25 protein-coding genes, 1 tRNA gene and 1 pseudogene are annotated in these 25,720 nt (G+C 68.9%); 20 read left to right on the top strand and 7 right to left on the bottom strand.

Going from position 1 to position 25,720, the window contains the following annotated elements:
- Positions 1–2: 2 nt before the first annotated feature.
- Together hisF and hisI are read left to right on the top strand one after the other, a co-directional pair.
- A complete protein-coding gene (hisF, locus tag HOV91_RS07040) occupies positions 3–776 on the top strand; it encodes an imidazole glycerol phosphate synthase subunit HisF (RefSeq protein WP_174184630.1) in 774 nt (257 codons plus the stop codon).
- A gap of 125 nt (positions 777–901) precedes the next feature.
- The gene (gene hisI / locus HOV91_RS07035) at positions 902–1,261 is read left to right on the top strand and encodes a phosphoribosyl-AMP cyclohydrolase (protein ID WP_174184629.1); all 360 of its coding nucleotides are present in this window, start codon (positions 902–904) and stop codon (positions 1,259–1,261) included.
- Here the strand turns inward: hisI and HOV91_RS07030 are convergent.
- The 4 genes from HOV91_RS07030 to HOV91_RS07015 all read right to left on the bottom strand — a co-directional run bounded on the left by HOV91_RS07030 (position 1,258) and on the right by HOV91_RS07015 (position 3,444).
- On the bottom strand, positions 1,258–1,710 hold the full coding sequence (locus HOV91_RS07030) for a MarR family winged helix-turn-helix transcriptional regulator (protein ID WP_174184701.1): 453 nt from the start codon (positions 1,708–1,710) through the stop codon (positions 1,258–1,260). The genes hisI and HOV91_RS07030 overlap by 4 nt on opposite strands.
- Positions 1,711–1,911: 201 nt before the next feature.
- Positions 1,912–2,469: a permease gene (locus HOV91_RS07025; RefSeq protein WP_438822642.1), complete on the bottom strand. Its 558-nt coding sequence runs from the start codon at positions 2,467–2,469 to the stop codon at positions 1,912–1,914.
- Between the two features lie 58 nt (positions 2,470–2,527).
- Positions 2,528–2,983, bottom strand: a complete 456-nt coding sequence (locus HOV91_RS07020) for a peroxiredoxin (RefSeq protein ID WP_174184627.1) — start codon at positions 2,981–2,983, stop codon at positions 2,528–2,530.
- A 152-nt stretch (positions 2,984–3,135) separates the two neighbouring features.
- A complete protein-coding gene (locus HOV91_RS07015; RefSeq protein ID WP_174184626.1) occupies positions 3,136–3,444 on the bottom strand; it encodes a hypothetical protein in 309 nt (102 codons plus the stop codon).
- Positions 3,445–3,633: 189 nt separating this feature from the next.
- Between HOV91_RS07015 and HOV91_RS07010 the strand changes: the two genes are divergently transcribed.
- From HOV91_RS07010 to HOV91_RS06960, 11 genes are all read left to right on the top strand, one after another.
- The gene (locus HOV91_RS07010) at positions 3,634–5,193 is read left to right on the top strand and encodes an anthranilate synthase component I (RefSeq protein WP_174184625.1); all 1,560 of its coding nucleotides are present in this window, start codon (positions 3,634–3,636) and stop codon (positions 5,191–5,193) included.
- The gene (locus HOV91_RS07005) at positions 5,190–5,996 is read left to right on the top strand and encodes a TIGR02234 family membrane protein (RefSeq protein WP_174184624.1); all 807 of its coding nucleotides are present in this window, start codon (positions 5,190–5,192) and stop codon (positions 5,994–5,996) included. The genes HOV91_RS07010 and HOV91_RS07005 overlap by 4 nt, the downstream gene beginning before the upstream one ends.
- 183 nt (positions 5,997–6,179) lie before the next feature.
- Positions 6,180–6,998, top strand: a complete 819-nt coding sequence (trpC, locus tag HOV91_RS07000; protein WP_174184623.1) for an indole-3-glycerol phosphate synthase TrpC — start codon at positions 6,180–6,182, stop codon at positions 6,996–6,998.
- Positions 6,995–8,263, top strand: coding sequence for a tryptophan synthase subunit beta (trpB, locus tag HOV91_RS06995; RefSeq protein WP_174184622.1), 1,269 nt, complete (start codon positions 6,995–6,997; stop codon positions 8,261–8,263). Before trpC ends, trpB begins: the two co-directional genes overlap by 4 nt.
- Complete coding sequence (gene trpA, locus HOV91_RS06990; RefSeq protein ID WP_174184621.1) at positions 8,260–9,060, top strand: tryptophan synthase subunit alpha; 801 nt, start codon at positions 8,260–8,262, stop codon at positions 9,058–9,060. The genes trpB and trpA overlap by 4 nt, the downstream gene beginning before the upstream one ends.
- Positions 9,061–9,334: 274 nt before the next feature.
- Entirely contained in the window at positions 9,335–10,519 is a 1,185-nt protein-coding gene (gene lgt / locus HOV91_RS06985; protein ID WP_312884505.1) for a prolipoprotein diacylglyceryl transferase, read from the top strand.
- A gap of 218 nt (positions 10,520–10,737) precedes the next feature.
- On the top strand, positions 10,738–11,268 hold the full coding sequence (locus tag HOV91_RS06980; RefSeq protein ID WP_174184619.1) for a TM2 domain-containing protein: 531 nt from the start codon (positions 10,738–10,740) through the stop codon (positions 11,266–11,268).
- Positions 11,269–11,487: 219 nt separating this feature from the next.
- Positions 11,488–12,213 (top strand): amino acid ABC transporter substrate-binding protein, encoded by a 726-nt coding sequence (locus HOV91_RS39770; RefSeq protein WP_246349898.1) that lies wholly within the window; start codon positions 11,488–11,490, stop codon positions 12,211–12,213.
- Positions 12,214–12,225: 12 nt separating this feature from the next.
- Positions 12,226–12,894, top strand: coding sequence for an amino acid ABC transporter permease (locus HOV91_RS39765; protein ID WP_174184617.1), 669 nt, complete (start codon positions 12,226–12,228; stop codon positions 12,892–12,894).
- A gap of 102 nt (positions 12,895–12,996) precedes the next feature.
- On the top strand, positions 12,997–14,415 hold the full coding sequence (pyk, locus tag HOV91_RS06965; protein ID WP_174184616.1) for a pyruvate kinase: 1,419 nt from the start codon (positions 12,997–12,999) through the stop codon (positions 14,413–14,415).
- Positions 14,416–14,510: 95 nt separating this feature from the next.
- Positions 14,511–15,323, top strand: a complete 813-nt coding sequence (locus tag HOV91_RS06960) for an acyl-CoA thioesterase (RefSeq protein WP_228828297.1) — start codon at positions 14,511–14,513, stop codon at positions 15,321–15,323.
- Between the two features lie 2 nt (positions 15,324–15,325).
- Here HOV91_RS06960 and HOV91_RS06955 read toward each other — a convergent pair whose 3' ends face one another.
- The 3 genes from HOV91_RS06955 to HOV91_RS06945 form a co-directional block, all read right to left on the bottom strand.
- Positions 15,326–15,751 (bottom strand): hypothetical protein, encoded by a 426-nt coding sequence (locus HOV91_RS06955; RefSeq protein ID WP_174184615.1) that lies wholly within the window; start codon positions 15,749–15,751, stop codon positions 15,326–15,328.
- Positions 15,752–15,915: 164 nt separating this feature from the next.
- Positions 15,916–16,536, bottom strand: coding sequence for an arsenate reductase/protein-tyrosine-phosphatase family protein (locus HOV91_RS06950; RefSeq protein WP_174184614.1), 621 nt, complete (start codon positions 16,534–16,536; stop codon positions 15,916–15,918).
- Positions 16,537–17,275: 739 nt separating this feature from the next.
- Positions 17,276–17,359 (bottom strand) — tRNA-Leu (locus HOV91_RS06945).
- A gap of 225 nt (positions 17,360–17,584) precedes the next feature.
- Here HOV91_RS06945 and HOV91_RS06940 point away from each other — a divergent pair.
- The 7 genes and pseudogenes from HOV91_RS06940 to HOV91_RS06915 all read left to right on the top strand — a co-directional run bounded on the left by HOV91_RS06940 (position 17,585) and on the right by HOV91_RS06915 (position 25,685).
- Positions 17,585–18,202, top strand: a complete 618-nt coding sequence (locus tag HOV91_RS06940) for an ANTAR domain-containing response regulator (RefSeq protein ID WP_040777220.1) — start codon at positions 17,585–17,587, stop codon at positions 18,200–18,202.
- A 182-nt stretch (positions 18,203–18,384) separates the two neighbouring features.
- Complete coding sequence (locus HOV91_RS06935) at positions 18,385–19,626, top strand: branched-chain amino acid ABC transporter substrate-binding protein (protein WP_438822640.1); 1,242 nt, start codon at positions 18,385–18,387, stop codon at positions 19,624–19,626.
- 93 nt (positions 19,627–19,719) lie between these two features.
- The gene (locus HOV91_RS06930) at positions 19,720–20,757 is read left to right on the top strand and encodes a branched-chain amino acid ABC transporter permease (RefSeq protein WP_174184613.1); all 1,038 of its coding nucleotides are present in this window, start codon (positions 19,720–19,722) and stop codon (positions 20,755–20,757) included.
- Positions 20,754–22,172 (top strand): branched-chain amino acid ABC transporter permease, encoded by a 1,419-nt coding sequence (locus HOV91_RS06925; RefSeq protein ID WP_174184612.1) that lies wholly within the window; start codon positions 20,754–20,756, stop codon positions 22,170–22,172. Before HOV91_RS06930 ends, HOV91_RS06925 begins: the two co-directional genes overlap by 4 nt.
- Positions 22,169–23,113 (top strand): annotated as a pseudogene (locus tag HOV91_RS39760) (ABC transporter ATP-binding protein); the annotation flags it as partial. The gene HOV91_RS06925 and the pseudogene HOV91_RS39760, both read left to right, overlap by 4 nt.
- 159 nt (positions 23,114–23,272) lie before the next feature.
- A complete protein-coding gene (locus HOV91_RS39755; protein ID WP_246349897.1) occupies positions 23,273–23,968 on the top strand; it encodes an ABC transporter ATP-binding protein in 696 nt (231 codons plus the stop codon).
- A 28-nt stretch (positions 23,969–23,996) separates the two neighbouring features.
- A complete protein-coding gene (locus HOV91_RS06915) occupies positions 23,997–25,685 on the top strand; it encodes a DUF885 domain-containing protein (protein WP_174184610.1) in 1,689 nt (562 codons plus the stop codon).
- The last annotated feature ends 35 nt before the right edge of the window (positions 25,686–25,720 follow it).

Here is a 25,720-nt window from a genome sequence, read left to right as displayed (position 1 = left end):
CAATGACGTTGGCCGTACGAGTGATCCCGTGCCTGGACGTCGACGCGGGGCGGGTGGTCAAAGGCGTCAACTTCGAAAACCTGCGCGACGCGGGTGATCCGGTCGAACTGGCCGCCCTCTACGACGCGCAGGGCGCCGACGAGCTGACCTTCCTGGACGTGACCGCCTCCACCGGCGACCGCGGCACCATGATCGACGTGGTGACCCGCACCGCCGAGCAGATCTTCATCCCGCTCACCGTCGGCGGCGGGGTGCGCACCGTCGAGGACGTGGACCGCCTGCTGCGCGCGGGCGCGGACAAGGTCTCGGTGAACACCGCCGCGATCGCGCGGCCGGAGGTGCTGCGCGAGATGTCCGAGCGATTCGGCTCCCAGTGCATCGTGCTGTCGGTGGACGCGCGCACCGTGCCGGACGGGCAGCCGAGCACCCCCTCCGGCTGGGAGGTGACCACGCACGGCGGCAAACGCGGCACCGGCATCGACGCCGTCGAATGGGCGGTGCGCGGCGCCGAACTCGGGGTCGGCGAGATCCTGCTCAATTCGATGGACGCCGACGGCACCAAGGCCGGTTTCGACCTGCCGATGATCCGCGCGGTGCGGGCGGCCGTCACGGTTCCGGTGATCGCCAGCGGGGGAGCGGGCGCGGTGGAGCACTTCGCCCCGGCCGTGCACGCGGGCGCCGACGCGGTGCTCGCGGCCAGCGTGTTCCACTTCGGTGACCTCACCATCGGCCAGGTCAAGGAGTCGATGCGGGCGGAGAAGATCGTCATCCGGTAGCGATCGGCGGGACTCCGCCGAGCCGGAAGGCGGATCGGACCGGGCCGGCGCTCGGCGAACTCCAGCGCTCCCGTGCGCGCCGACCGCGCACTCCGGGCGATCCGGCCCCCTGTTATAACGGTGCCATGAGTCTCGATCCCGCTATCGCCGCCCGTCTCAAGCGCAACGACGCCGGGCTGGTATCGGCCGTCGCGCAGGAACGCGCCACCGGTGACGTGCTGATGGTCGCGTGGATGGACGACGAAGCGCTGGCGCGCACGCTGGAAACCCGTAAGGCGACGTACTATTCGCGCTCCCGTCAGCAGTACTGGGTCAAAGGGGAGACCTCCGGTCATACCCAGTACGTGCACGAAGTGCGGCTCGACTGCGACGGTGACACGATCCTGCTGGTCGTCGATCAGGAGGGCGCGGCCTGCCACACCGGCACGCACACCTGCTTCGACTCGGACGTGCTCTTGGCCGCGCGATCGGTGGACCGGGACTAGCCGCCGTTCGGGCGATGGTCGTCCCGGTTCGCCGGGGCGAGTCCGCCGAGCTGGTCCAGCGCGTCGGCCAGGCGCCCGGCCAGCAGCTCACCGAGCTCGGCGACCTGGGCCTTCTGCGCGTCGTCCAGACCGTCGAAGACCAGATGCCGCACGGCCTGCAGATATCCCGGCGCGGCCTCGACGACCTTCAGGTACCCGTCGTCGGTGAGCACGGCGTGCACGCCGCGCCGTCCGGCCGTCGCCGAGCGCTCGGCCCAGCCCATGCGTTCCAGTTTGGACACCACGTGCGACAACCGCGATAACGATGCATTTGCCTTGTGGGCAAGCTCACTCATCTGCAGTCGGTGCCCCGGTTCCTCCGACAGCAGGGTCAACACCCAGTACTCGAAATGCGTCACGCCGGACTCGCGCTGGAGCTGTGTGTCCAAGGCTCCTGGCAGCCGCGTCATCAGCGCTACGATCGCGCGCCAAGCTCGTTGTTCGACCGGGTCGAGCCACTTCGTCACTGTGTGCCTTCTTTCAAGCCAAGTGACGTGGTCTTGTCCGTAGTCCTAGTGATTGCCGAAAAATTTGTGCACAGTCACCCGCGACATCGAGTTTGCCACGACTTCGCTCGACCGGCACAAAGATGCTGCGTGAGGTGAGTTCACTCACACGCCGGGTGACGGGGTGTCCGCGGTCCGCGCGTCTGCCGGGTGCGTGCGCCGCCACCCGCGCAGCAGCAACAGCGCGATGGCGAGGAGCAACAGCAGCGCGGCGATCACCGCGCCGGTCAGCGCGGCGCCGCGGAAGGCGGGCGCGTCGACATCCAGGATGCGCTCGCCCGCGTGGGCGGCGTTGCTGTTGCCGAGCACGATGGTCAGCGTCATCAGGTTGGGGATCGCGAACAGGATCGCGACGACCGCGGCGGCGCCCGCGAGGAACCTGCCACCCTTGCGCCGCCATACCCGCACGGCGAACAGCAGCAGGAAAAGTGTGACGAGGGTGCAGATTCCGCCGTAGAACAAACCCCATCCGATGCCCTTGGCGAAGCTGCCGTGCACCGCCGACCCGATCCGCTGCGCCCACCAGCGCGGAATGAACGCGGACAGGATGAAGTAGAGGACGACGAGGACGGCCAGGAGTGCGGCACCGCCGATGATCCGGTTACGCCAGACGGCTGCCGGGGGTTTGCGCCCGCCCGGCTGAACCTCGGTCGAAGTCATGATTCCAGCCTAGGCCGCGCTCTGGCCCGGCAGCGGCTGCGCGGCAGCGGCGCGTCGCGCCCTATCTGGTGCGCAGGTAGCGCAGTGCTTCGTCGGCGTGTACCGCCGCGCGCAACTCGCCGGTGATGACCTTGCGGATGGTGCGGTCGGTGTCGATGACGAACGTTTGCCGCTTCACCGGCGCGAGTTTGCCGAGCAGGCCGCGCCGGACGCCGAACCGCGCAGCCACGGCGCCGTCGGCGTCGGAGAGCAACGGATAGCCGAGGCGCTGTTTCTCGGCGAAGCCCGCCTGCGTGTCCACGTTGTCGGTGCTGATGCCGACGCAGGTGGCGCCGACCGCGGCGAATTCGGCGGCGAGGTCACGAAAATGACAGGCCTCGGCCGTGCACACGGGCGTATTGGCCGCCGGGTAGAAGAAGAGAACCAGTGGGCCGTCCGCCAGCAGCGCGTCGAGCGAGCGGGGAGTACCGGACTGGTCGGGAAGCTCGAAATCGGGGGCGAGCTGTCCTTGCTGCATACCCGGGCACACTACCGGGCGCTTGGTCGAATCGGGTATCCCGCTCGGAGCGGTGGCGGTCACAGAAAACGCGCTCCATTGCTCGTGCCCGTCGATGCGTCGCGGGCGATCGGATCGCCGCGTCGGTGGCCGGGCACGAGCCGAGGGTGCGGCTACGCGCCGATGAGTGCCGCGACCTCAGGGTTCTTGATCGCCATCACATCGAGGATGCCGTGGGCGCGCAGGAACGGCTTCAACTCCTTGATGCGGTCGCTGTGGACGGCGTATTCGTCGGGGAAGTGGTTCTTGTCCAGGGACTCCAATGCTTTGACGTAGGTGACGAAGGACGCGAGCGCGTTACTCGGCGAGCCCTGGTGGGCCGCGGGATTCGGGCCCGCCGCCCGGGGTGCGTGGCGGTGCGGGACGCTGTGGTTCGGGATGTGCCGAGGACCCTCGGGCGCTACCGATTGCGAGGGGTACATCAGTTGTCTCCTCTCGAGATGGATACCGCATGCGACGTGGAACGGGCGCGAGTGTAGTGAGCGCCGCCACACCGCACGCGGGTGCGTGGGAACCGGACGGTCGACCTGATTTGTCTGGTTTGTCGCGTCCGTCGCCGTGTCACCGGCACCGCTCACCGATCGATCGGCCCGGCCTGGGATGATGAGTGCATGCCAGGCACGTCCACGCCCACCACGACCACCCGCGAGCAGTTCCATCAGCTGGCCGCGGAGCACCGGGTGGTCCCGGTGACCCGAAAAGTGCTGGCGGACTCGGAAACTCCGCTGTCGGCCTACCGCAAGCTCGGGGGTGACCGGGCGGGCACCTTCCTGTTCGAGTCCGCGGAGAACGGGCGGTCGTGGTCGCGCTGGTCGTTCATCGGCGCGGGCAGCCCCTCGGCGCTGACCGTCGTCGACGGCGCGGCGGCCTGGCTGGGCCACATCCCGGCCGACGCGCCCTCCGGCGGCGATCCGCTGGTCGCGCTGCGCGAGACGCTGGAGCTGCTGCGCACCGAGCGCCTGCCCGGACTGCCGCCGCTGACCGGCGGCATGGTCGGCTACCTCGGCTACGACGCGGTCCGCCGGATCGAGCGGCTGCCCAGCCTGGCGCTGGACGACCTGCGGCTGCCGGAGATGGTGTTGCTGCTGGCCACCGACCTGGCCGCGTTCGACCATCACGAGGGCGCCATCACGCTGATCGCCAACGCGGTGAACTGGAACGGCACCGCCGAGCGCGCCGACGAGGCCTACGACGACGCGGTGGCCCGGCTGGACCGGATGACCGCCGCGCTCGGCGCGCCCGCCGATTCCACCGTCTCGGTGTTCGACCAGCCCGAGCCACGGTACCGGCGCAGGCGCACCACCGAGGAGTTCGGCGCGGGCGTGCGCCGCCTGGTCAAGGAGATCGAGGCGGGCGAGGCGTTCCAGGTGGTGCTGTCGCAGCGTTTCGAGATGGACTACGACGGGGCGCCGATCGACCTGTACCGGATGCTGCGCGCGTCCAATCCCAGCCCCTACATGTACCTGCTGCACATTCCCGACGGCGAGGGCGGCACCGCGTTCTCCATCGTCGGCTCCAGCCCCGAATCGCTGGTGACCGTGCAGGACGGTGTGGCGACGACCCATCCGATCGCGGGCACCCGCTGGCGGGGCGGCACCGAGGAGGAGGACCTGCTCCTGGAGAAGGGCCTGCTCGCCGACGAGAAGGAGAACGCCGAGCACCTCATGCTCGTCGACCTCGGCCGCAACGACCTGGGCCGGGTGTGCGAGCCGGGAACCGTGCGGGTCACCGAGTACCGGCACATCGAGCGCTACAGCCATGTCATGCACCTGGTGTCGACCGTGTCGGGCCGGTTGGCGCCCGGCCGGATCGCGCTGGACGCGGTGCGGGCATGCTTCCCGGCGGGCACGCTGTCGGGTGCGCCCAAGGTGCGCGCGATGGAGCTGATCGAGGAACTCGAACCGACCCGCCGCGGCGTCTACGGCGGCGTCGTCGGATACCTGGACTTCGCCGGTGACGCCGATACCGCCATCGCCATCCGTACCGCGCTGCTGAAGGACGGCACGGCCTACGTGCAGGCGGGCGCGGGCGTCGTCGCGGACTCCGATCCGGAGTACGAGGACGTGGAATCGCGCAACAAGGCGATGGCGGTGCTCAAGGCGATCGCGGCGGCCCGAACCGTGCGGGCCTACGGCACGGAGCCGGGTGCGGCGAACGGCGGGCCGCTATGACCGCTGCCGACCCCGCAGACGAACCGGACCGGGCGCGGGAGCCCGCCGCGGACACCAGCGCCACCGCGAAGCCGGAACCCGCTGCCACTGCGGAGGATTCCGCCGCGTCTCCCGCCGAGGAAGACACCACCGGGCGCAAGTACCCCGTCGGCTCGGTCGTGTTGCTCGCCGTGGCCGCCGCCGCGCTGTGGGCGTCGTCCCGGATGACTTGGGTGACGGTCTCCTCGTCGGACGGGCTCACCCAGCCACGCACCGATCACCTGAACGGCGGGGTGTGGTTCGGCGCGTTGACGCCGCTGGCGCTGGTGCTGCTCGCCTCGATCGCGGCGGTGCTGGCCACCAGGAACTGGTTGCGCCGGGTGGTCGGCGTGCTGATCGCGCTGGTCGCCGCGGTGGCCGCGGTACCGGCGTTCGCCCTGCTGACCGGCTCCGGCAAGACCGCGGAGCGGGCCGCGAAACTCGCCGAACTCCCGGCGCGCGCCCAGGTCGAGACGGCGACAACGGCGGCGTTCCCGGCCGTGCTCGCGCTACTCGGCGCGATCGCCGCGTTCGGCGCCGGCGCGCTGCTGGCGCGCATGCCCGCCGAGACGGCGCGGCTGTCCGGCAAGTACGACAATCCGGTCTTCCGGCGCGCCGACGCCACGGCGGAGGTCACCCAGCGGCGCGCGGAGTCCCCGTCCGCGCCGCAGCTGTCCGAGCGTGTGCTGTGGGACGCGCTGGACGCGGGCACCGACCCGACCGAGGAAGCCGGCCGGCCGTCGGACGATCCGGATCGCGGTGAGGCGGGCCGACATGGCCGCTGAGCAGTTCCCGCGCGGGGATTGTGGCCTCTGCCACCTTGCGCCGAGCCCTTCCGCGTGGTTCAACTCCAGCCCCGGCGCGAACGCGCCCGGTAGGTCCATTTATTCTTTGTCAGCATCGGTGAGACAGCGCCTGGGGGGATTCTCAGGTAGCAAGTCCGTCTCCCCAGAAAGGATTCGAGCCAGATGACGGTACTCGACTCGATTCTCGACGGGGTCCGCGCGGATGTGGCCGCTCGGGAAGCCCTTCTCGACTTCCAGGCGGTCAAGGCCGCCGCCGCGGCCGCGCCCGCGGCGCTGGACGCCCGCGCGGCGCTGCTCGAGGACGGCATCGGCGTGATCGCGGAGGTCAAGCGGGCAAGTCCGTCCAAGGGCGAGCTGGCGGACATCCCGGACCCGGCGAGCCTGGCCAAGGCCTACGAGGACGGTGGCGCCCGGATCATCAGCGTGCTCACCGAGGGCCGCCGCTTCAACGGGTCGCTCGACGACCTGGACGCGGTCCGCGCCACGGTGAACATCCCGATCCTGCGCAAGGACTTCGTCGTCGGTCCCTACCAGATCCACGAGGCGCGCGCGCACGGCGCGGACGTCATCCTGCTGATCGTCGCGGCGCTGGAGCAGGACGTGCTGTCCTCCCTGATCGACCGTACCGAGTCGCTGGGGATGACCGCGCTGGTGGAAGTGCACACCGAGGAGGAGGCCGACCGCGCGCTGGAGGCGGGCGCGTCGGTGATCGGCGTGAACGCCCGCAACCTCAAGACGCTCGAGGTCGATCGCGACGTGTTCGCGCGGATCGCGCCCGGACTGCCCACCGAGGTGATCCGGATCGCCGAGTCCGGCATTCGCGGCACCGCCGACCTGCTGGCCTACGCGGGTGCGGGCGCGGACGCCGTCCTCGTCGGCGAGGGACTGGTGACCAGTGGCGATCCCCGCGCGGCGGTCTCCGAGCTGGTGACCGCGGGCACCCACCCGTCCTGCCCGAAGCCCGCGCGGCGGGGCCGGTGACGGACGTGGCGGCACTACCGAGGGCCAGCGACGGCGTCGCCCAGCGCAGCGGCCACGAGCCGGACGCGGGCGGTCACTTCGGCGTCTACGGCGGCAGGCACGTCCCCGAGGCGCTGATGGCCGTGATCGAGGAGGTCACCGCCGAATACGAGAAGTCGCGGTTGGACGAGTCCTTCCTCAACGAACTCGACCGGCTCCAGCGTGACTACACCGGCCGTCCGTCGCCGGTGTTCGAGTGCACGCGCCTGTCGGAGCACGCGGGCGGCGCCCGCATCCTGCTCAAGCGCGAGGACCTGAACCACACCGGTTCGCACAAGATCAACAACGTACTCGGCCAAGCGCTGCTCGCCAAGCGAATGGGCAAGACCAGGGTGATCGCCGAGACCGGCGCAGGCCAGCACGGCGTGGCCACCGCGACCGCCTGCGCGCTGCTCGGCCTGGACTGCGTCATCTACATGGGCGCGGTCGACACCGCGCGCCAAGCGCTCAACGTGGCGCGCATGCGCCTGCTCGGCGCCGAGGTGATCTCGGTGACCTCCGGCTCGCAGACCCTCAAGGACGCCATCAACGAGGCGCTGCGCGACTGGGTGACCAACGCCGAGGACACCTACTACTGCTTCGGCACGGCCGCGGGCCCGCACCCGTTCCCCATGCTGGTGCGCGATTTCCAGCGCATCGTCGGCATGGAGGCCCGCGCCCAGGTCCAGGCATCGACCGGCCGGTTGCCCGACGCGGTCGTCGCCTGTGTCGGCGGCGGTTCCAACGCCATCGGCATCTTCCACGCGTTCCTCGACGACGCCGACGTCCGCCTGATCGGCTACGAGGCGGCCGGTGACGGTGTCGACACCGGACGGCACGCGGCCACGTTCGCCGGCGGTACGCCGGGCGCGTTCCAGGGCGCCTACTCGTACCTGTTGCAGGACGAGGACGGCCAGACCATCGAGTCGCACTCGATCTCGGCGGGCCTGGACTACCCCGGCGTCGGCCCGGAGCACGCCTACCTCAAGGATGTCGGCCGCGCCGAGTACCGGCCGGTCACCGACACCGAGGCGATGGACGCGCTGCTGCTGCTCAGCCGCACCGAGGGCATCATCCCGGCGATCGAGTCGGCGCACGCGGTGGCGGGCGCGCTGCGGCTGGGCAAGGAACTCGGCCCCGACGCGATCATCCTGGTGAACCTCTCCGGCCGGGGCGACAAGGACATGGACACGGCAGCGCGGTGGTTCGGGCTGTTCGACACCGAGCCGCAGGAGGCCGACCAGTGAGCCAGCAGTCCCGTCTGGCGAACACCTTCGCCGCCTGCCGCGCGGAGGGCCGGGCGGCGCTGATCGGCTACCTGCCCGCGGGCTACCCCGACCTGGCCGGTTCGATCGAGGTCGTGCGCGCGATGGTGGAAGCCGGTTGCGACATCGTCGAAGTCGGCGTCGCGTACTCCGATCCCGTGATGGACGGCCCGACCATCCAGGCCGCGGCCGAACAGGCGCTGCGCGGCGGCGTGCGCGTGCGTGACGTGTTCTCCGTGGTCGAGGCGATCAACGCGGCGGGCGGCAAGGCCGTCGTGATGAGCTACTGGAACCCGGTGCTCAAGTACGGCGTCGACAGCTTCGCGCGGGATCTGGCCGCCGCGGGCGGCGCGGGTGTCATCACCCCGAACCTGATCCCCGAGGAGGCCGACGACTGGTTCGTCGCCTCCGCCACGCACAATCTGGACCGCATCTTCCTGGTCGCGCCGTCGTCCACCGAAGAACGGCTGGTGAAGACGCTCGAAGCCAGCCGCGGGTTCGTCTACGCGGCCTCCACCATGGGCGTCACCGGCGCCCGGGACGCGGTGTCCTCGGCCGCGCCCGCGCTGTGCGCGCGCATCCGGGCGCACTCCGACATCCCGATCGGCGTCGGCCTCGGGGTCCGCTCGGGCGCGCAGGCCGCCGAGATCGCCTCCTACGCCGACGGCGTCATCGTCGGCTCCGCGCTGGTGAGCGCGGCGGGGCAGGGACTGGACGCGGTGCGGGCACTCACGGCCGAACTCGCCGACGGCGTGCGCTCGGCGACCGTCGCCTCGTAACCAACCGGTTCGCCGCGCTGAGATCTGACGGCCCGCGCCGTCCAGCCGGAGGCGACGGTACCCACCTCCTGATCGCCCGATCCGCGTGCTCCGGCTGTCCGCCTGGTGCTCCGCGTGTTCCGCGAACCTGACCTGAGCGAGCGCGTTCGGCCCGGGTGGTGGGGCGGTTGTCCGCCAATCGCCGACTTGCGTGCGTCCGGCGGTGATGGTGAGCCTGCGACAGGGGCGGTGCGGTGGTGGCGGGACCCCCGGGCATCTCCGCTACGGTGGCCCCGTGACCTTACGAGTCCTCGCAGACAGTGTCCTGGCCGACGGCGGCGTAAGCGGCGCCGTGCTGGCCTACATCCCCAGTCCCGCGCGGGGCGTGTGGCAGCTCGGGCCGTTCCCGCTGCGGGCGTATGCCCTGTGCATCATCCTCGGCATCATCGTCGCGATCTGGTGGGGCGAACGGCGCTGGCGCGCTCGCGGCGGCAAGCCAGGCGCGATACTGGACGTCGCGATGTTCGCGGTGCCGTTCGGCCTGGTCGGCGGCAGGCTCTATCACGTGGCCACCGACTGGCAGAAGTACTTCGGCGCGGACGGCAATCCGGTCGACGCGCTGAAGATCTACCAGGGCGGACTGGGCATCTGGGGCGCGGTGCTGCTGGGCGGCGTCGGTGCGTGGATCGGCTGCCGGGTGTACAAGATCCCGCTGCCCGCCCTGGGTGACGCGGTCGCCCCGCCGATCCTGCTCGCCCAGGCCATCGGCAGGCTCGGCAACTACTTCAACCAGGAACTGTACGGGCGGGAGACCGACCTGCCGTGGGGCCTGGAGATCTACCGGCGGGTGGGCGACGACGGCCGGCTCGACATGATGAACGGCGCCTCCACCGGCGTGGTCGACAAGATCGTGCACCCCACCTTCCTGTACGAGCTGCTGTGGAACGTGCTCGTCGTCGTGCTGCTGGTGTACGTGGACAAGCGATTCCGGATCGGCCACGGGCGACTGTTCGCGCTGTACGTCGCCGGCTACTGCTTCGGCCGGTTCTTCATCGAGCTGATGCGCGCGGACGAGGCGACGAAGATCGCGGGCATCCGGATCAACTCGTTCACCTCCGCCGTCGTGTTCCTCGGCGCGATCGCCTACTTCGTGTTCGCGACGAAGGGCCGCGAGACGCCGGAGCAGTTGCATCCCGGCGCGAGTCCGCGTCCATGGCCGTGGCAGATCCGTGCGCTGCGTGCGGCGGGCGCGGCGTCGGCCGAGAAGTCTCCGGCGGCCGACGCCTCCGAGACCGGTACCGATGCTCCCGAGACCGGCGCAGACGCCGCCTCGACCGAGGGCACGGCGTCCGATGTCGCGTCCCGTGCGCCCGAATCCGGTGGGCGGTCCGAAGCCGAGGCCGCGGGGACCGGGGGCGACTCCGCCGGGACCGCCACGGACAAGACGGATTCGGGAAAGTCCGCCACGGACAAGAGCTGACCGCCGGATCCCGTCCGCCGCCACCGATCGCGAATGCCGTTCGGTGGCAACGATCGGGCGATCCGCCGCGATAACTACTCGCAGGACCGCATGCTCCTGGGGCGACAACCCGGTCGATCCCGGTGACAATGACTCGTGATCGTCGCGAGCGGCAATTCGGCGATCCAGCAAGGCCGGGGGCCGACAAGAGGGTGCCCGCACTAATGAGGAGGACATGAGTGACCGACCCTTACCAGCAGAATCCGGGCCAGGGGGGACCGCAGTACGGCCCGCCCGGCACCGGTCCGGATCTGACCAAGCCGCTGGAGGCGCAGAGCCAGCCGCAGTCCAGCCCGCCGTCGGACCCCTACGGCCAGCCCCAATACGGTCAGCCCGGCGACCCGTACGGTCAGCCCCACTACGGCCAGCCTGTCGACCCGTACGGTCAGCAGCCGGGCGGCTACCCGCCCGCGCCCTACCCGGGCGGGCCGCAGGGCTACAACCCGAACGACCCGGAGGCGCCGTGGGGCCGTGACCCCTTCGGCGTGCCGCTGTCGGACAAGCAGAAACTCATCGCGGGCCTGCTGCAGATCTTCCTCGGTAGCTTCGGCGTCGGCCGTTTCTACCTCGGATACACCGGCCTGGGCATCGCTCAGCTGGTGGTCACGATTCTGACCTGCGGCCTCGGCGGTATCTGGGGTCTGATCGACGGCATCATGATCCTGGTCGGCAAGGTCCCCGACGCGCAGGGGCGCCCGCTGCGCGACTGAGCGCGGCGTTATTCGGCAGAACTCGGAGGCGGGCACGAAGGTGCCCGCCTCTTGGCGTCCGCGGACGCGATCGGCGAGCGCAACTGTTTCGCGCACCATGAACGCGATGCTGTCGCGCGGGCAACCCCGGGCGTAGCATGACCGGATTCGCGTGCCGTGTGTGGAGCTCCACGCACCGAGGAGAGGGATTCCGTGCGCCGTAAGCTGTTCGCCGCCGCCATGCTCGCCATCGTCGCCGCCACCGGACCGACCGCGTGCGGCGGCAGCGACCCGAACGTGCTGAAGGTCGGCACCGAGGGCACCTACGCGCCGTTCAGCTTCCAGGGCTCCGACGGCAAGCTCACCGGCTACGACGTGGAGGTGATCCAGGCCGTCGGCGACAAACTCGGCAAGCGGGTCGAGTTCGTGCAGACGCCATGGGACGCCATCTTCGCGGGCCTGGAGTCCAAGCGTTTCGACCTGGTGGCGAACCAGGTGACCGTGAGCGACGAGCGCGCGGTGAAGTACGCGCTGTCCTCGCCCTACACCACGTCGGCGGGCGTGATCGTCACCCGCGCCGACAACAACGCCATCACCCGCCTGGCCGACCTCGCGGGCAAGACCTGCGCGCAGTCGGCCACCAGCAACTGGAGCAAGGTCGCCACCGAGGCGGGCGCGAAGGTCGAGGCCGTGGAGGGCTTCGTGCAAGCCGTCCAGCTGTTGAAGAGCGGCCGCGTGGACGCCACCGTCAACGACAACCTTGCCGTCGCGGAATACACCAAGAAGACCGGCGACACCAGCGTGAAGATCGCGGGGCGCACCGGATCGGAGAGCAAGCAGGCGTTCGCCGCGCGCAAGGGCGACGCGCTGATCACCGACGTGGACAACGCGCTGAACCAGCTGCGTGCCGACGGCACCCTGGCGAAGATCTCCGAGAAGTATTTCGGCACCGACGTCAGCCGGTAGCCGGCCTCGTTCATGGACGCCGCCACCCGGGAACTCATCTGGCACAACCTGTGGCCGATGCTGCAGGCCACCGTCACCAAGACCCTCCCGCTCACCGCGATCAGCTTCGCCATCGGACTGGTACTGGCGCTGTTCGTCGCGCTGGCCAGGATGTCGGCGGTGTGGCCGTTGTCGGCCGCGGCCCGCTGCTATATCTCGATCATTCGCGGCACGCCACTGCTGGTGCAGCTGTTCATCGTGTTCTACGCGCTGCCGCAGTTCGATGTCGTCATCGACCCGTTTCCCGCCGCGGTGATCGCGTTCAGCCTCAACGTCGGCGGCTACGCGGCCGAAGTGGTGCGCGCCGCCATCCTCAGCGTCGCGACCGGCCAGTGGGAGGCGGCGCAGGCGCTCGGCCTGTCGTACTCGATGATGCTGCGGCTGATCATCCTGCCGCAGGCGGCGCGGATCGCCGTGCCGCCGCTGTCGAACACGCTGATCTCGCTGGTGAAGGACACCTCGCTGGCCTCGACCATCCTGGTGACCGAACTGCTGCGCGTCGCCCAGCTCGCGGCCGCGCCGACCTTCGACTTCTTCGCGCTCTACGGGGTCGCGGCGCTGTACTACTGGGTGATCTGCCTCATCCTCGGGTTCGGGCAGACCCGGCTGGAGACGAGATTGGCCCGTCATGTCGCCCGCTGAGTATCCGTTTGTCCCTGTTCTGAGCCGTCGTGCATTTTTTTCACCAAGGATTCACCGTGGCCACGGCGGGACCTGCGTACCGACCGGGACTAGGCTCTACCCGTGATGCGACGGACGAAGATTGTGTGCACGCTCGGCCCGGCCACTGCCACCGAGGACCGTATCCGCGAACTCGTCGAGAGCGGGATGGACGTAGCTCGGCTGAACTTCAGTCACGGCGAGCACTCCGACCACGCCGAGAACTACAAGAAGGTGCGTCAGGCTTCCGACCACCTCGGCCGAGCGGTCGGCATTCTCGCCGACCTGCAGGGTCCCAAGATCCGCCTCGGTCGCTTCCTGGAAGGCAAAACCGTCTGGGCGACGGGCGAAGAGGTCCGCATCACCGTCGAGGACGTCGACGGTACCCACGATCGCGTGTCCACCACGTACAAGGAACTGGCGCAGGACGCCAAGCCCGGTGACCGGCTGCTGGTCGACGACGGCAAGGTCGGTCTCATCGTGACCGGCGTCGACGGCAACGACGTGGTCTGCCGGGTCACCGAGGGCGGTCCGGTCTCCAACAACAAGGGTGTCTCGCTGCCTGGCATGGACGTGTCGGTTCCCGCGCTGTCGGAGAAGGACATCGAGGACCTGGAGTTCGCGCTGAAGCTCGGCGTGGACTTCATCGCGCTGTCGTTCGTGCGGTCCCCGTCCGATGTCGAGCTGGTGCACGACGTGATGGACCGGGTGGGCCGGCGGGTGCCGGTGATCGGCAAGCTGGAGAAGCCGGAGGCGATCGACAACCTGGAGGCCGTGGTCCTGGCCTTCGACGCGGTGATGGTCGCGCGCGGCGATCTGGGCGTCGAGCTCCCGCTCGAGCAGGTGCCGATCGTGCAGAAGCGCGCCATCCAGATGGCTCGCGAGAACGCCAAACCGGTCATCGTCGCCACGCAGATGCTGGAGTCGATGATCGAGAACTCCCGCCCCACCCGCGCGGAGGCATCGGACGTGGCGAACGCCGTGCTCGACGGCGCCGACGCGGTGATGCTCTCGGGCGAGACCTCGGTGGGCAGGTACCCGATCGAGACGGTGCGCACGATGGCGCGCATCGTGCACGCGGTGGAGACCGAGTCCACCCGGGTGCCGCCACTGACCCACGTGCCGCGCACCAAGCGCGGCGTGATCTCCTATGCCGCCCGCGACATCGGCGAGCGGCTCAACGCCAAGGCGCTGGTGGCGTTCACCCAGTCGGGCGACACGGTGCGCCGCCTGGCCCGGCTGCACACGCCGCTGCCGTTGCTGGCGTTCACGCCGCTGCCGGAGGTGCGCAGCCAGCTGGCCCTGACCTGGGGCACCGAGACCTTCATCGTGCCGACCGTCGACAGCACCGACGCGATGATCCACCAGGTGGATGTAGCACTTCTGTCGATGGACCGATACCAGAAGGGTGACCTGGTGGTCATCGTGGCCGGGTCCCCGCCCGGTACCGTCGGTTCCACCAACCTGATCCACGTTCACCGTATCGGTGAGGAGGACCATTAGTGAGTGCTTCGCTGAGCAGCCCCGTCGACGTCGCGGAACCGCGCACGCACCGCTCCGACCTGGACGTGCTGCTGGGTCTGCTCGATCTCGAGCAGATGGACGAGGACGTGTTCGTCGGCCAGCACCCGGAGAAGGTGTGGAGCCGGACCTTCGGCGGCCAGCTCGTCTCACAGGCCATCATCGCGGCGGGCCGGACGGTCGGTGACCGTCCGGTGCACGCGGTCAACGCGCATTTCGTGCGCGGCGGCGACGTGAAGAAGCCGATCGAATACCGGGTGGACCGTCATCGCGACGGTCGTGCGTTCGCCAACCGCACGGTCACCGCCAGCCAGGACGGTCAGGAGCTGTTCGTGATGCTGGCCGCGTTCCAGGATTGGGGCACCGGCCTCGAGCACGCGCACGCCCAGCCCGAGGTGCCGGACCCGGAGACGCTGCCGCGGGTGGAGGAGAGCTTCGAAGGCTTGGAGGACAAGCTGGAGATGTTCGTCAAGGCCCCGCATCCGATCGACATGCGGTACACCAACGACCCGGCGTGGATCCTGAAGGGCACGGGGGAGCGGCTCAACCACAACCGCGTGTGGATGCGCGCGGACGGCAGGCTGCCCGACGATCCGCTGATCCACGTGGCGACACTGGGCTATTCGTCCGACACCACGGTGCTGGACTCGATCATCACCACGCACGGGCTGTCGTGGGGCCTGGATCGCATCGTCGCGGCCACGGTCAACCACTCGATCTGGTTCCACCGCCCGTTCCGTTTCGACGAGTGGGCGCTGTACTGCACCGAGTCGCCGGTGGCCGCGGGTTCCCGTGGTCTGGCGACCGGGCGTTTCTACTCCCGCAGCGGCGATCTGCTGGCCACCACGGTGCAAGAGGGACTCATTCGCCACTTCCCCCCGCGGCGCTGAAGCTACAGCAGTTCGCGGTGGCGTTCGATGTCGAGATCGACGTCGGAGCGTTGCGAGGCGCGGATCGAGACCGGGATGCCGCGTCCCGGCTCGGTTCGCGCCAGCCCGGAGATCCGGTGCAGCAGTTGCCGTTCCAGCGCTGCCATGTGGTCGTCGGTGAGCTGATCCGGCGCCCCGACCAGACTGAGCGCGATCTCGTAGGTGCCGCGGTCGTCCTGGGCATCGCAGGGCCGCTCGGTACGGCAGCGGCTCGCGAGAGCCGTGTGGGCCGGGTCGTCGGCGTCGACCGGCAAGGTGAAACGCCAGGCGAAGACGTCACGGTCGGTGAGGTGGTCGTCGACCACCGCGCGCACGGTGTCGACGACGCGTTCGAGGGTTTCCGGTGTCACATAAACATGGAGCGAAACATCCGAAATGCGTTTCGGCATGTCTGATTCCTGTCCTGTGTCGAACCAGCAACGGCGCAGAGAGTTGTTCCGGCGGGAGTTTAGTGCGTCCGAGGCGGAAAAGGACATAGCCGGGTGGTAACAGGTTGACGCGTGATGTGCCGGAGCGCGTCACCCCGTGCGGTGGTTCGCAGGAGCGCGGGCGCTCAGCGGGTGCGTTGCGCGGCGAGGAAAGTCGCCAGCGGTGCGGGCGCGCCGCCGGGGCGGATCACCAGTCCCCGGCGCTCGTCGTGCGGCCAGCGCGGCTGCTCGTGCGGTGCGAGCGCCAGCAGCAGCGGCACCAGCGCCTCGGCGATCCGATCGCCGACTTCGCAGAACGCCTGGGCGGACAACCCGACCGGGTCGGCGATGTTCTCCCGGCCGACCAGTGACAGATCATTGCGCGCCCGGTGCAATTCGGCGACCGTGCGCGCGCCGGTGACGTGGGCGATGCGGTGGGCCTCCAGCAAGGTGAACGTGCGCGAGCCCGCGCCGAAGGCCATATCGATCACTTGGTCGCGAATCTGCTCGGTCATCGTGAGGACCAGGTCGGCCTTGTCGATCATTTCCGGCTTCAAGCGGCGGGCCCGGAAGTTGCCCGGGTCGGCGCCGAGCCCGGCGATGGTCTGCGCGGCGAGCGGTTCGACCGGAAATCCGACCAGCGCACGGGTTCCCGCGCTTTCCGCGGTGAGGTAGGGGAGATCGTATTCGACCGCGAGGGCGCGCGTGAGCCGCTCGGCGATCACCGAACGGCAAACGTTGCCGTTGCAGACGAACAGGACGTGCATACAGAACACGATAAGGGGAGCGAAGGCTACCAGACGGTCCCAAGTCGTTAGTCCCACATGTGGGAACAACATATTCATCTGTTGGTAGCGCGCCGTACACGAAGCTCGCCGCTTTCGGCCCCTGGCCTGCGACGTACGTCACTGCGAGCAGTGGTGCTGTTCGATTCTCTTCTCGTCAGTACCCGGAAGCGCGCGTATTGAAACGCTGCACTGTGATTACACCGTGATATGACGGCGTGCGCAGACTACTCGGATTCGCCGCCGCGGTACAGGGTTTCGGGCCGATCTCGTCGGTCTGCCCCCGGACCCCGGCCCCGGTGGCGACCGCTCACCGCGAGGCGACGAGGGGCGCGAACCGGGCGAGCATGTCGTCATACGGCACCGAAGCCGCCACAGTCAAAGTGCGCGTCGTACCAGAACCCACCGCCAGAATCCGGCCGAACCTCTCGGTGCGGTGCGGTGCGGTGCGGTGCGGTGCGGTGCGAAGCAAAGCCATCCAGAGGAGCGACCAGTTGGAGCACCCCCACGAGAGCCCGTGTCGATCACTATCCCGGCAGGTGCCGCGACGACCCAGCCAAGGGTTCAATTCGAATCGCACCATCCCCACCCAACGCAACCACCCACCTCGGGGGGTTCGGGGGGCGAAGCCCCGCCGAGCGGGGCCTGGGGGTTGCACCCCCAGAACAATGACGAGCGCCCCCGCAAGCGCTCTCCGCGAGCAGGGGACACCAAAAGCGAGTGCCGAGTGTGGGACTCGAACCCACACGTCCTTTCGGACAACGGTTTTTGAGACCGTCGCGTCTGCCAGTTCCGCCAACCCGGCGCACCGAGTGGCAACTATAGCGGGTCGGGTGGCGCGGAAGCGAACGGGTTGGGCGTTGCGGCGCGACCGCGCGGTTTGCGCAGGGTATATGCGTTCTATGCCGAAGTGAAAGGTACTCTTTACATCACTCGACAGCCCGAAGGTCGGCCGAAGGTCGCCCGGTGCGATCGCTGCTTTCCTTCGGTTCGGTCGGGTACAGGGCATCGGAACCAGAGGGGTCTACCTATGAGCACAGCAGCTGGGGGCGCCGGCACCAAACGGGACGCCGGGGCGAAGCGGGTCGTCGTCGCCGAAGACGAAGCGCTCATTCGCATGGATCTGGTCGAGATGCTGACCGAAGAGGGCTATCAGGTGGTCGGCGAGGCCGGTGACGGTCAGCAGGCGGTCGATCTCGCCGTGGAGCACCGGCCGGACCTGGTCATCATGGACGTGAAGATGCCGCGCCGCGACGGTATCGATGCGGCGGCCGAGATCGCGTCGAAACGCGTTGCGCCCGTGGTGATCCTGACCGCGTTCAGTCAGCGTGACCTGGTGGAGCGGGCGCGCGACGCCGGTGCGATGGCCTATCTGGTGAAGCCGTTCACGAAATCGGATCTGGTGCCCGCCATCGAATTGGCGGCCAGCCGGTTCCACGAGATCACCGCGCTGGAGAGCGAGGTCGCGAATCTGGCCGACCGGCTGGAGACGCGCAAGCTGGTCGAGCGCGCCAAAGGCGTTCTGATGCAGACCCAGGGCCTTTCGGAGCCACAGGCGTTCAAGTGGATTCAGCGCACCGCAATGGACCGCCGCACCACGATGAAGGCGGTCGCGGAGGTCGTGTTGGAGAACCTGACGCCGAAGTGACCGCAACGGCGGGAAAATTTACGCAGACGAAACGTCATCGTGAACAAGAATTCGAAACGATGTCGCGAGCATGATCCGAATGTGATGCGGAACTAACGTACCGACGCTATGTTCTGACCGGGCTGACATGGTCGGCCTCCTCGGTGACCCCGGGGGAGCACAGAACTTAGATGAGGTGAAACGTGCTTAGTTCGACATGGCGCAGTCGCTCGACGCTCGGTGTCCTGGCAGTCGGCGCCGCCGCCGCGCTGGTGCTGACCGGTTGTAGCGACAAATCCACCAGCAGCGGTTCGGATTCCTCGGGCACCAACGGCGCGGGTGGCCTGTCCATCCAGCCGGTCTTGCAGGTCGACCAGCAGGGCAAGGAGGTGCCGAAGGCCGACGCGTCCACGGCGGCCGATCCGGCGGGCGACGGCAAGGCGACCTGCGCGCCGGGAACGGCGGTCGCGATGGCCGGTGCGCTGACGGGGCCGGACGCAGCGCTCGGCATCAACATCGTCAACGGGGTCAAGCTCGCCCTCGACAAGCACAACAAGGCCAATCCCGGTTGCAAGATCGAGCTCAAGCAGTTCGACACCGAGGGCGACCCGCAGAAGGCCACCCAGGTGATCCCGCAGATCGTCAACGACCGGTCGATCATCGGCCTGGTCGGTCCGGCGTTCTCCGGGGAGACGAAGGCCACCGGCAAGATCCTCAGCGACGCCGGGCTGGTCTCGGTCACCTCCTCGGCGACCAACGCGACGCTCACCCAGAACGGCTGGACCACCTTCTTCCGCGGTCTGGCCAACGACGACGTGCAGGGCCCCTCGGTGGCGAAGTACCTGGTCAACAGCGCGGGCTACAAGAAGGTCTGCGTCATCCAGGACAACACCGACTACGGCACCGGCCTGGCGAAGTCGATCACCGAGGGGCTCGGCGCCGCCGCCGACCCGGCGTGCGCCGCCAGCATCAAGAAGGGCGACAAGGACTTCTCCGCGACGGTCACCAAGGTGGCGGCCGCGAACCCGGACGCCATCTTCTACTCCGGTTACTACTCCGAGGGCGCGCCGCTGGCCCAGCAGTTGAAGTCCGGTGGCGTGAAGGCGGTCTTCGTCTCCGCCGACGGCACCAACGACCCGCAGTTCGTCGCCCAGGCGGGCAGCGCCGCCAAGGGCGCGAAGCTGTCGTGCCCGTGCGGTCCCGCCCCGGAGCAGTTCGCCAAGGACTACGAGGCGCTCAACGGGCAGGCGCCCGGGGTCTACTCGGTCGAGGCGTACGACCTGACCACGATCCTGGCCAAGGGCATCGACAGCGGTAAGGTCACCCGCCCGGACCTGCTCGACTATGTGCGGACGTACGACGGTGCCGGCCTCGCGCGTCAGTACAAGTGGAACCCGAACGGTGAGCTGTCGAACGCACTGATCTGGGTGTACGAGGTCAAGTAACCCCGGTTCCCGGGCGCACGGCACGTACGGGGGTTCATCCGAATCCCCGTACGTGCCGTTGTTCGGTGGGCGAAAGGATGAGGGCAGAAATAAATGAAACAAACGCTATTGGCCGGAGGGACACAACTCACCGCCGGTTCGATCGACTTCAACTACGAAGGGTTGGTCGATAGTTTCTGGCGACTGACCGTCGACGGCGTGACCTACGGCGCCATCTATGCCTTGGTCGCCGTGGGCTACACGTTGGTCTACGGCGTATTGCGGCTGATCAATTTCGCCCATTCGGAAATTTTCATGCTCGGGTTGTTCGGGCAATTGATCGGGTTGATGATCTTCGGATTCGTGGCCAGCCCGGACGTTTACACCCAGGGTGTGGTGCTCACCGTCGTCTATCTGGGTTTGGCGATGGTCGTCGGCATGGTCGTATCCGGCGGCGCGGCGGTCGGTTTGGAGCGGGTGGCCTACCGGCCCCTGCGCAAACGGGGCGCGAAACCGCTGGCCTTCCTGATCACGGCGATCGGCATGTCGTTCGTGCTGCAGGAACTGGTGCACTTCGTGCTGCCGAAGATCCGCCCCGATCTCGGCGGCACCAACGCCCAGCAGCCGATCCGGCTGGTCGAGCCCACCGTGCAGTTCAGTTTCGGCGGCGCGGACGTCACCAACATCATGCTGCTCATCGTGCTGGCCGCGGTGGTGCTGGCGATCGCCACCGAGGTGCTGATCAACCGGACGAAGTTCGGCAGGGGCATCCGGGCCGTGGCCCAGGACCCGGACACCGCGACGCTGATGGGTGTGTCGCGCGAGCGGGTCATCATGCTGACCTTCCTCATCGGCGGCGTGCTCGCGGGCGCGGCGGCGATGCTGTTCACGCTGAAGATCCCGAACGGGATCATCTACTCCGGCGGGTTCGTGCTCGGCATCAAGGCGTTCAGTGCCGCGGTGCTCGGCGGCATCGGCAACCTGCGCGGCGCGCTGCTCGGCGGCCTGCTGCTCGGTGTGGTGGAGCAGTACGGCCAGATCCTCTTCGGCACCGAGTGGCGCGACGTGGTCGCGTTCGTGGTGCTGGTTCTTGTGCTGATGGTTCGCCCGACCGGCATCCTCGGCGAGAGTCTCGGAAGGGCGCGCGCATGACCGACACGACCAAGACGGCGTCCGCGCCGGAGACCCCGCGCCGTGGCGTCGGCGACGCGATCCGCACCTGGTGGGACGGCCTGAGCAGGCCGGCGCAGTGGGGCGTCGGCGTTCCCGTCCTCATCCTGCTGGCACTGCTGCCCCTGTTCCCGCCGCCGCTGCTGAACACTCCCTCCTACAACTTCGGCCTGGTGATGGCACAGGTGGCGATGTACGCGCTGCTGGCCATCGGCCTCAACGTGGTGGTCGGCCAGGCGGGCCTGCTCGACCTCGGCTACGTCGGTTTCTACGCGGTCGGCGCCTACACCGTCGGCCTGCTCACCAGCCCGAACAGTCCGTGGAACCAGACCGACGGCGGCTGGCTCGATCCGGAGTGGGCGTGGCTGGCCTGCCTGCCGATCGCGGTCGCGGTGACCGCGGTCTCCGGCCTGATCCTCGGTTCGCCCACGCTGCGCCTGCGCGGTGACTACCTGGCGATCGTGACGCTCGGCTTCGGTGAGATCGTCCGGTTGCTCGCCGAGAACCTCACCGAGATCACCAACGGCAGCCTCGGGCTGTCGGGTGTGGCCTACCCGCACGTCGGCGCCTCCGAGAGCAAACCGGAGGGCGTGTTCTCCGGCGGCAACAGCGGCGACCCCGACAGCGCGAACCTCCTCGACCGCGCCAGCTACGGCACCTATTGGTACTGGTTCGGCATGGCGCTGGTGGTCGTCGTGCTGCTGGTGGTCGGCAATCTGGAGCGCAGCCGGGTCGGCCGTGCCTGGGTGGCCATTCGCGAAGACGAGGACGCGGCCGAGATCATGGGCGTGCCGACGTTCAAGTTCAAGCTGTGGGCGTTCATGATCGGCGCGGCGGTGGGCGGCATGTCCGGGGCGATCTACGCCGGGCAGGTGCAGTTCATCAACCCCACCGGCTTCAACATCATCAACTCGATGCTGTTCCTGTGCGCGGTGGTCATCGGCGGCCAGGGCAACAAACTGGGAGTGATCTTCGGCGCGTTCGTCATCGCCTATCTGCCCGCCCGGCTGCAGTCGGTGAACCTGGTGAGCAACGAGTCGACCGGGTACGTGCTGCTGGCGATCGATGTCGCGGCGTTCGTCGCCCTGATCGTCGCCTGGCGGGTGTGGGCCGCCCGGCTGGGCGTGTGGGCGCGCCGCGGTGTGATCACGGGCATGGTGACGACCGGCGTGCTGGCGTTGCTGCTGCTCGGCAGTGTGCTGCTGTTCCGCAAGGGCGGAGCGCAGTCGCTGGGCGACCTCAAGTATCTGTATTTCGGTATTGCGTTGGTGGTGATGATGATTCTGCGTCCGCAGGGTCTGTTCCCGGTGCGGCAGAAACTGCTCACCTACGGCAGGCAGGTGTACCAGGCCGTGCGCAGACCGGCCGCCGCCAAGCCGATCGGAGCGGGACGATGACGGGGCCGGGCGCGGGTGACGCGCTGTTCGACAACGAGGACATGGCCGCGGGCTACGCGGCCGAGCCGCAGGCCGAGTCCGCGGGCACGGTCGATGTGACCCAGGTGATCCCCGACCTCGCGGACGCCGAGACCGTCGCGGAGGTCGTCGCCCCGCACCGGGAGATCGAGACCGCGGTGGGCGAACCGCTGTTGCGCACCGAGGGCCTCACGGTGAAGTTCGGCGGTCTCACCGCCCTGGACCAGGTGAGCTTCGAGATCCGCCGCGGTGAGATCCTCGGTCTCATCGGGCCCAACGGCGCGGGCAAGACCACCTGCTTCAACGCGATCACCGGTGTCTACCAGCCCGCCTCCGGACTGGTTTCCTTCGACGGCAAGCCGCTGACCAAGACCAAGCGCAACGCGATCACCCGGCTCGGCATCGCCCGGACGTTCCAGAACGTGCGGCTCTTCGGCGAGATGACCGCGCTGGAGAACGTGGTGGTCGGCACCGACGCCCGGCACCGGACCTCGGTGCCGGGCGCGGTGTTCCGGTCGCCGCGGCACCGGCGCGAGGAACGCGACGCGATCGAGCGCGGCATGGCGCTGCTGGAGTTCGTCGGCATCGCGCCGCGGGCGGTGGAGAAGGCGCGCAACCTCTCCTACGGTGACCAGCGTCGCTTGGAAATCGCCCGTGCGCTGGCCACCGAACCGAAGCTGCTGTGCCTGGACGAGCCCGCGGCCGGGTTCAATCCCAGCGAGAAGTCCGCGCTCATGGACCTGATCCGCAAGATCCGCGACGACGGGTTCACGGTGCTGCTGATCGAGCACGACATGCGGCTGGTCATGGGCGTGACCGACCGGATCGTGGTGCTGGAGTTCGGCCGTAAGATCGCCGACGGGCTGCCCGCGGACATCAGGGACAACCCCGCCGTGATCGCCGCGTACCTCGGCGTGCCGGATTCCGGCGCGGTCGAATCGCGCGGCGCGGCAGGCGAATCGGCCGGAACGGACGCGCAGGCCGGTTCGGAGCCCGGTGCGGTGCCGCTCGGCAAGCCCGCGGTCACCCCGCCGGCGCCGGAAACCGCCGACGTGGGCGCTCCGCTGCTCGAAGTGCAGGACATGGTCGTCAACTACGGCAGAATCCAAGCGCTGCACGGCATCTCGCTCACCGTCGCCGAGGGTGAACTGGTCACCCTGCTCGGCGCCAACGGCGCGGGCAAGACGACCACCATGCGCGCGATGTCCGGGCTGCTGCCGCTGACCCGTGGCCGCATCCTGTTCGAGGGCCGCGACATCACCCGGATGAAGGCGCACGAGCGGGTGACCCACGGGTTGATCCAGGCGCCGGAGGGCCGGGGTGTGTTCCCCGGCATGACGGTGCAGGAGAACCTCGACATGGGTTGCTACGGGCGAGGTTTCAAGCAGAAGGCGGAGTACGACCGGACGCTGGAGTGGGTGTTCGAACTGTTCCCCCGTTTGCTCGAACGGCGCAAACAGGTCGGCGGCACGCTCTCCGGCGGCGAGCAGCAGATGCTGGCCATCGCCCGCGCGCTGATGGCGCGGCCGCGGCTGCTGCTGCTCGACGAGCCGTCGATGGGCTTGGCGCCCATGGTGATCCAGCAGATCTTCCGGATCATCAGCGAGATCAACCAGCAGGGCACCACGGTGCTGCTGGTGGAGCAGAACGCGCAGCAGGCACTGGCCCGCAGCGACCGCGCCTACATCATGGAGACCGGCGAGGTCACCAAGACCGGCCGTGGCGCGCAGCTGCTCACCGATCCCGCGGTGAAATCGGCGTACCTCGGCGTGGGTTAGGCGGCTGCCGGGCGGCCCGGCTCGAGGCATGATCGTCACCATGGATGGTCACGACGAGCTGATGAGCCTGGCCGAGCGGTATTGGGACAGTGTGCTCGAGGCGGCGCCGAGCGAGGCGACCCTGCTCGGCGACCGCCGCTTCGACGATCGGATCGAGGATCTGTCCGTCGACGCGGAACAGCGGTTGCTGTCGACCTGGCGCGCGTTGCTGCGCACGGTCGACGCGCTCGACACCGAGCGGTTGAATCCCACCGACCGCATCACCCGCAGCCTGCTGCGCACCGAGCTGAGCGGCGCGATCGAGCACCTGGACTGGCGGCCGGTCGAGCTGGCCAGCGACCAGATGAACGGCGTGCACGCAGGCGTGCTGATGGTGGCGCCGCAGACGAACGCGCCGCGCCCGGAGCACGCGCTCGCGCTGGTGCGCCGGTACCGGCAGTTCGGTGACATGCTCGGGCAGGCCGTGGAACGGTTCCGGGCGGGCCTGGCCGCCGGACGCGCGCCCGCGCGGATAGCCATCGAGCGCTCGCTCAACCAGCTCGACGGCTACCTGGATTCCGACATCGCCGCCGACCCGTTCGTCACCTTCTCCGGGCCGGAGGGCTGGGACGGCGAGTCCGCATGGCGGTCCGAATTGGCCGATGTGGCCAGGGATGTCATCCGGCCCGCGTTCCAGGTCTACCGCGACGCGCTGTACGACGAACTGCTGCCCGCCGCCCGTCCCGACGACCAGCCGGGCCTGTGCTGGCTCGGCGCCGACGGCGAGGACATCTACCGGCGGCTGCTGCGCCACCACACGACGCTGCCCGATCTCGGCGCCGAGGAGATCCACGAATTGGGCCTGGCCGAGCTGGCGAAGCTGCGCGAAGAGTACGCGACGGTGGGCGCCCGCCTGTTCGGCACCGGCGACCTCGGCGAGATCTTCGCCCGGCTGCGCGACGATCCCGCGCTGTGCTACGACGACGCCGAGCAGATCATGTTCGACGCTCGCCGGGCGCTGGCCCTGGCCTCCGCCGAGATGGGGAATTGGTTCGGGCGCCTGCCGAAGCAATCCTGCGACATCGTCGCGGTGCCCGAGTTCCTGGCCGCGGACGCCCCTGCGGCGTACTACTTCCCGCCCGCCGCCGACGGGTCGCGGCCGGGCACGTACTTCGTCAATCAGCACCATCCCACGGGTCGCGGCCGCTACGAGACCGCGGCGGTGGCCTACCACGAGGCGATCCCGGGCCATCATCTCCAGCTGACCATCGCCAACGAACTCGACCATCTGCCGCGCTTCCAGCGCCAGTCCTTCGCCAACACCGCATTCGTCGAGGGCTGGGCGCTCTACACCGAGCGTCTGGCCGACGAGATGGGTTTGTACGAGGACGATCTCGGCAGGCTGGGCATGCTGGCCGGCGACTCGTGGCGCTCCTGCCGCCTGGTGGTCGACACCGGCCTGCACGCGAAGGGATGGAGCAGGCAGCAGGCCATCGACTTCATGGTGGCCAACGCGCCGGTCGGGCTGGCCGAGATCACCGTGGAGGTGGACCGCTACATCGCCATGCCGGGGCAGGCGGTCGGCTACAAGGTCGGCCAGCTGGAGATCCTGCGCCAGCGGGTGGCGGCCACCGAGCGGCTCGGCGCGGACTTCGACATCAAGTCCTTCCACGATGTGGTGCTCGGTTCGGGTTCGGTGAGCCTGCCGGTGCTGCGGGAACTGGTCGCCACGCTGTGAGCGCGGGTGGGGCGTGGTCACCGCCCGCGCCCGCC

The sequence above is a fragment of the Nocardia barduliensis genome (assembly GCF_013315795.1).
Classification (GTDB): Bacteria; Actinomycetota; Actinomycetes; order Mycobacteriales; family Mycobacteriaceae; genus Nocardia; species Nocardia barduliensis.
Note: the sequence above shows the minus strand (reverse complement) of the source record. Positions and strands in the feature narration are given on the sequence as shown.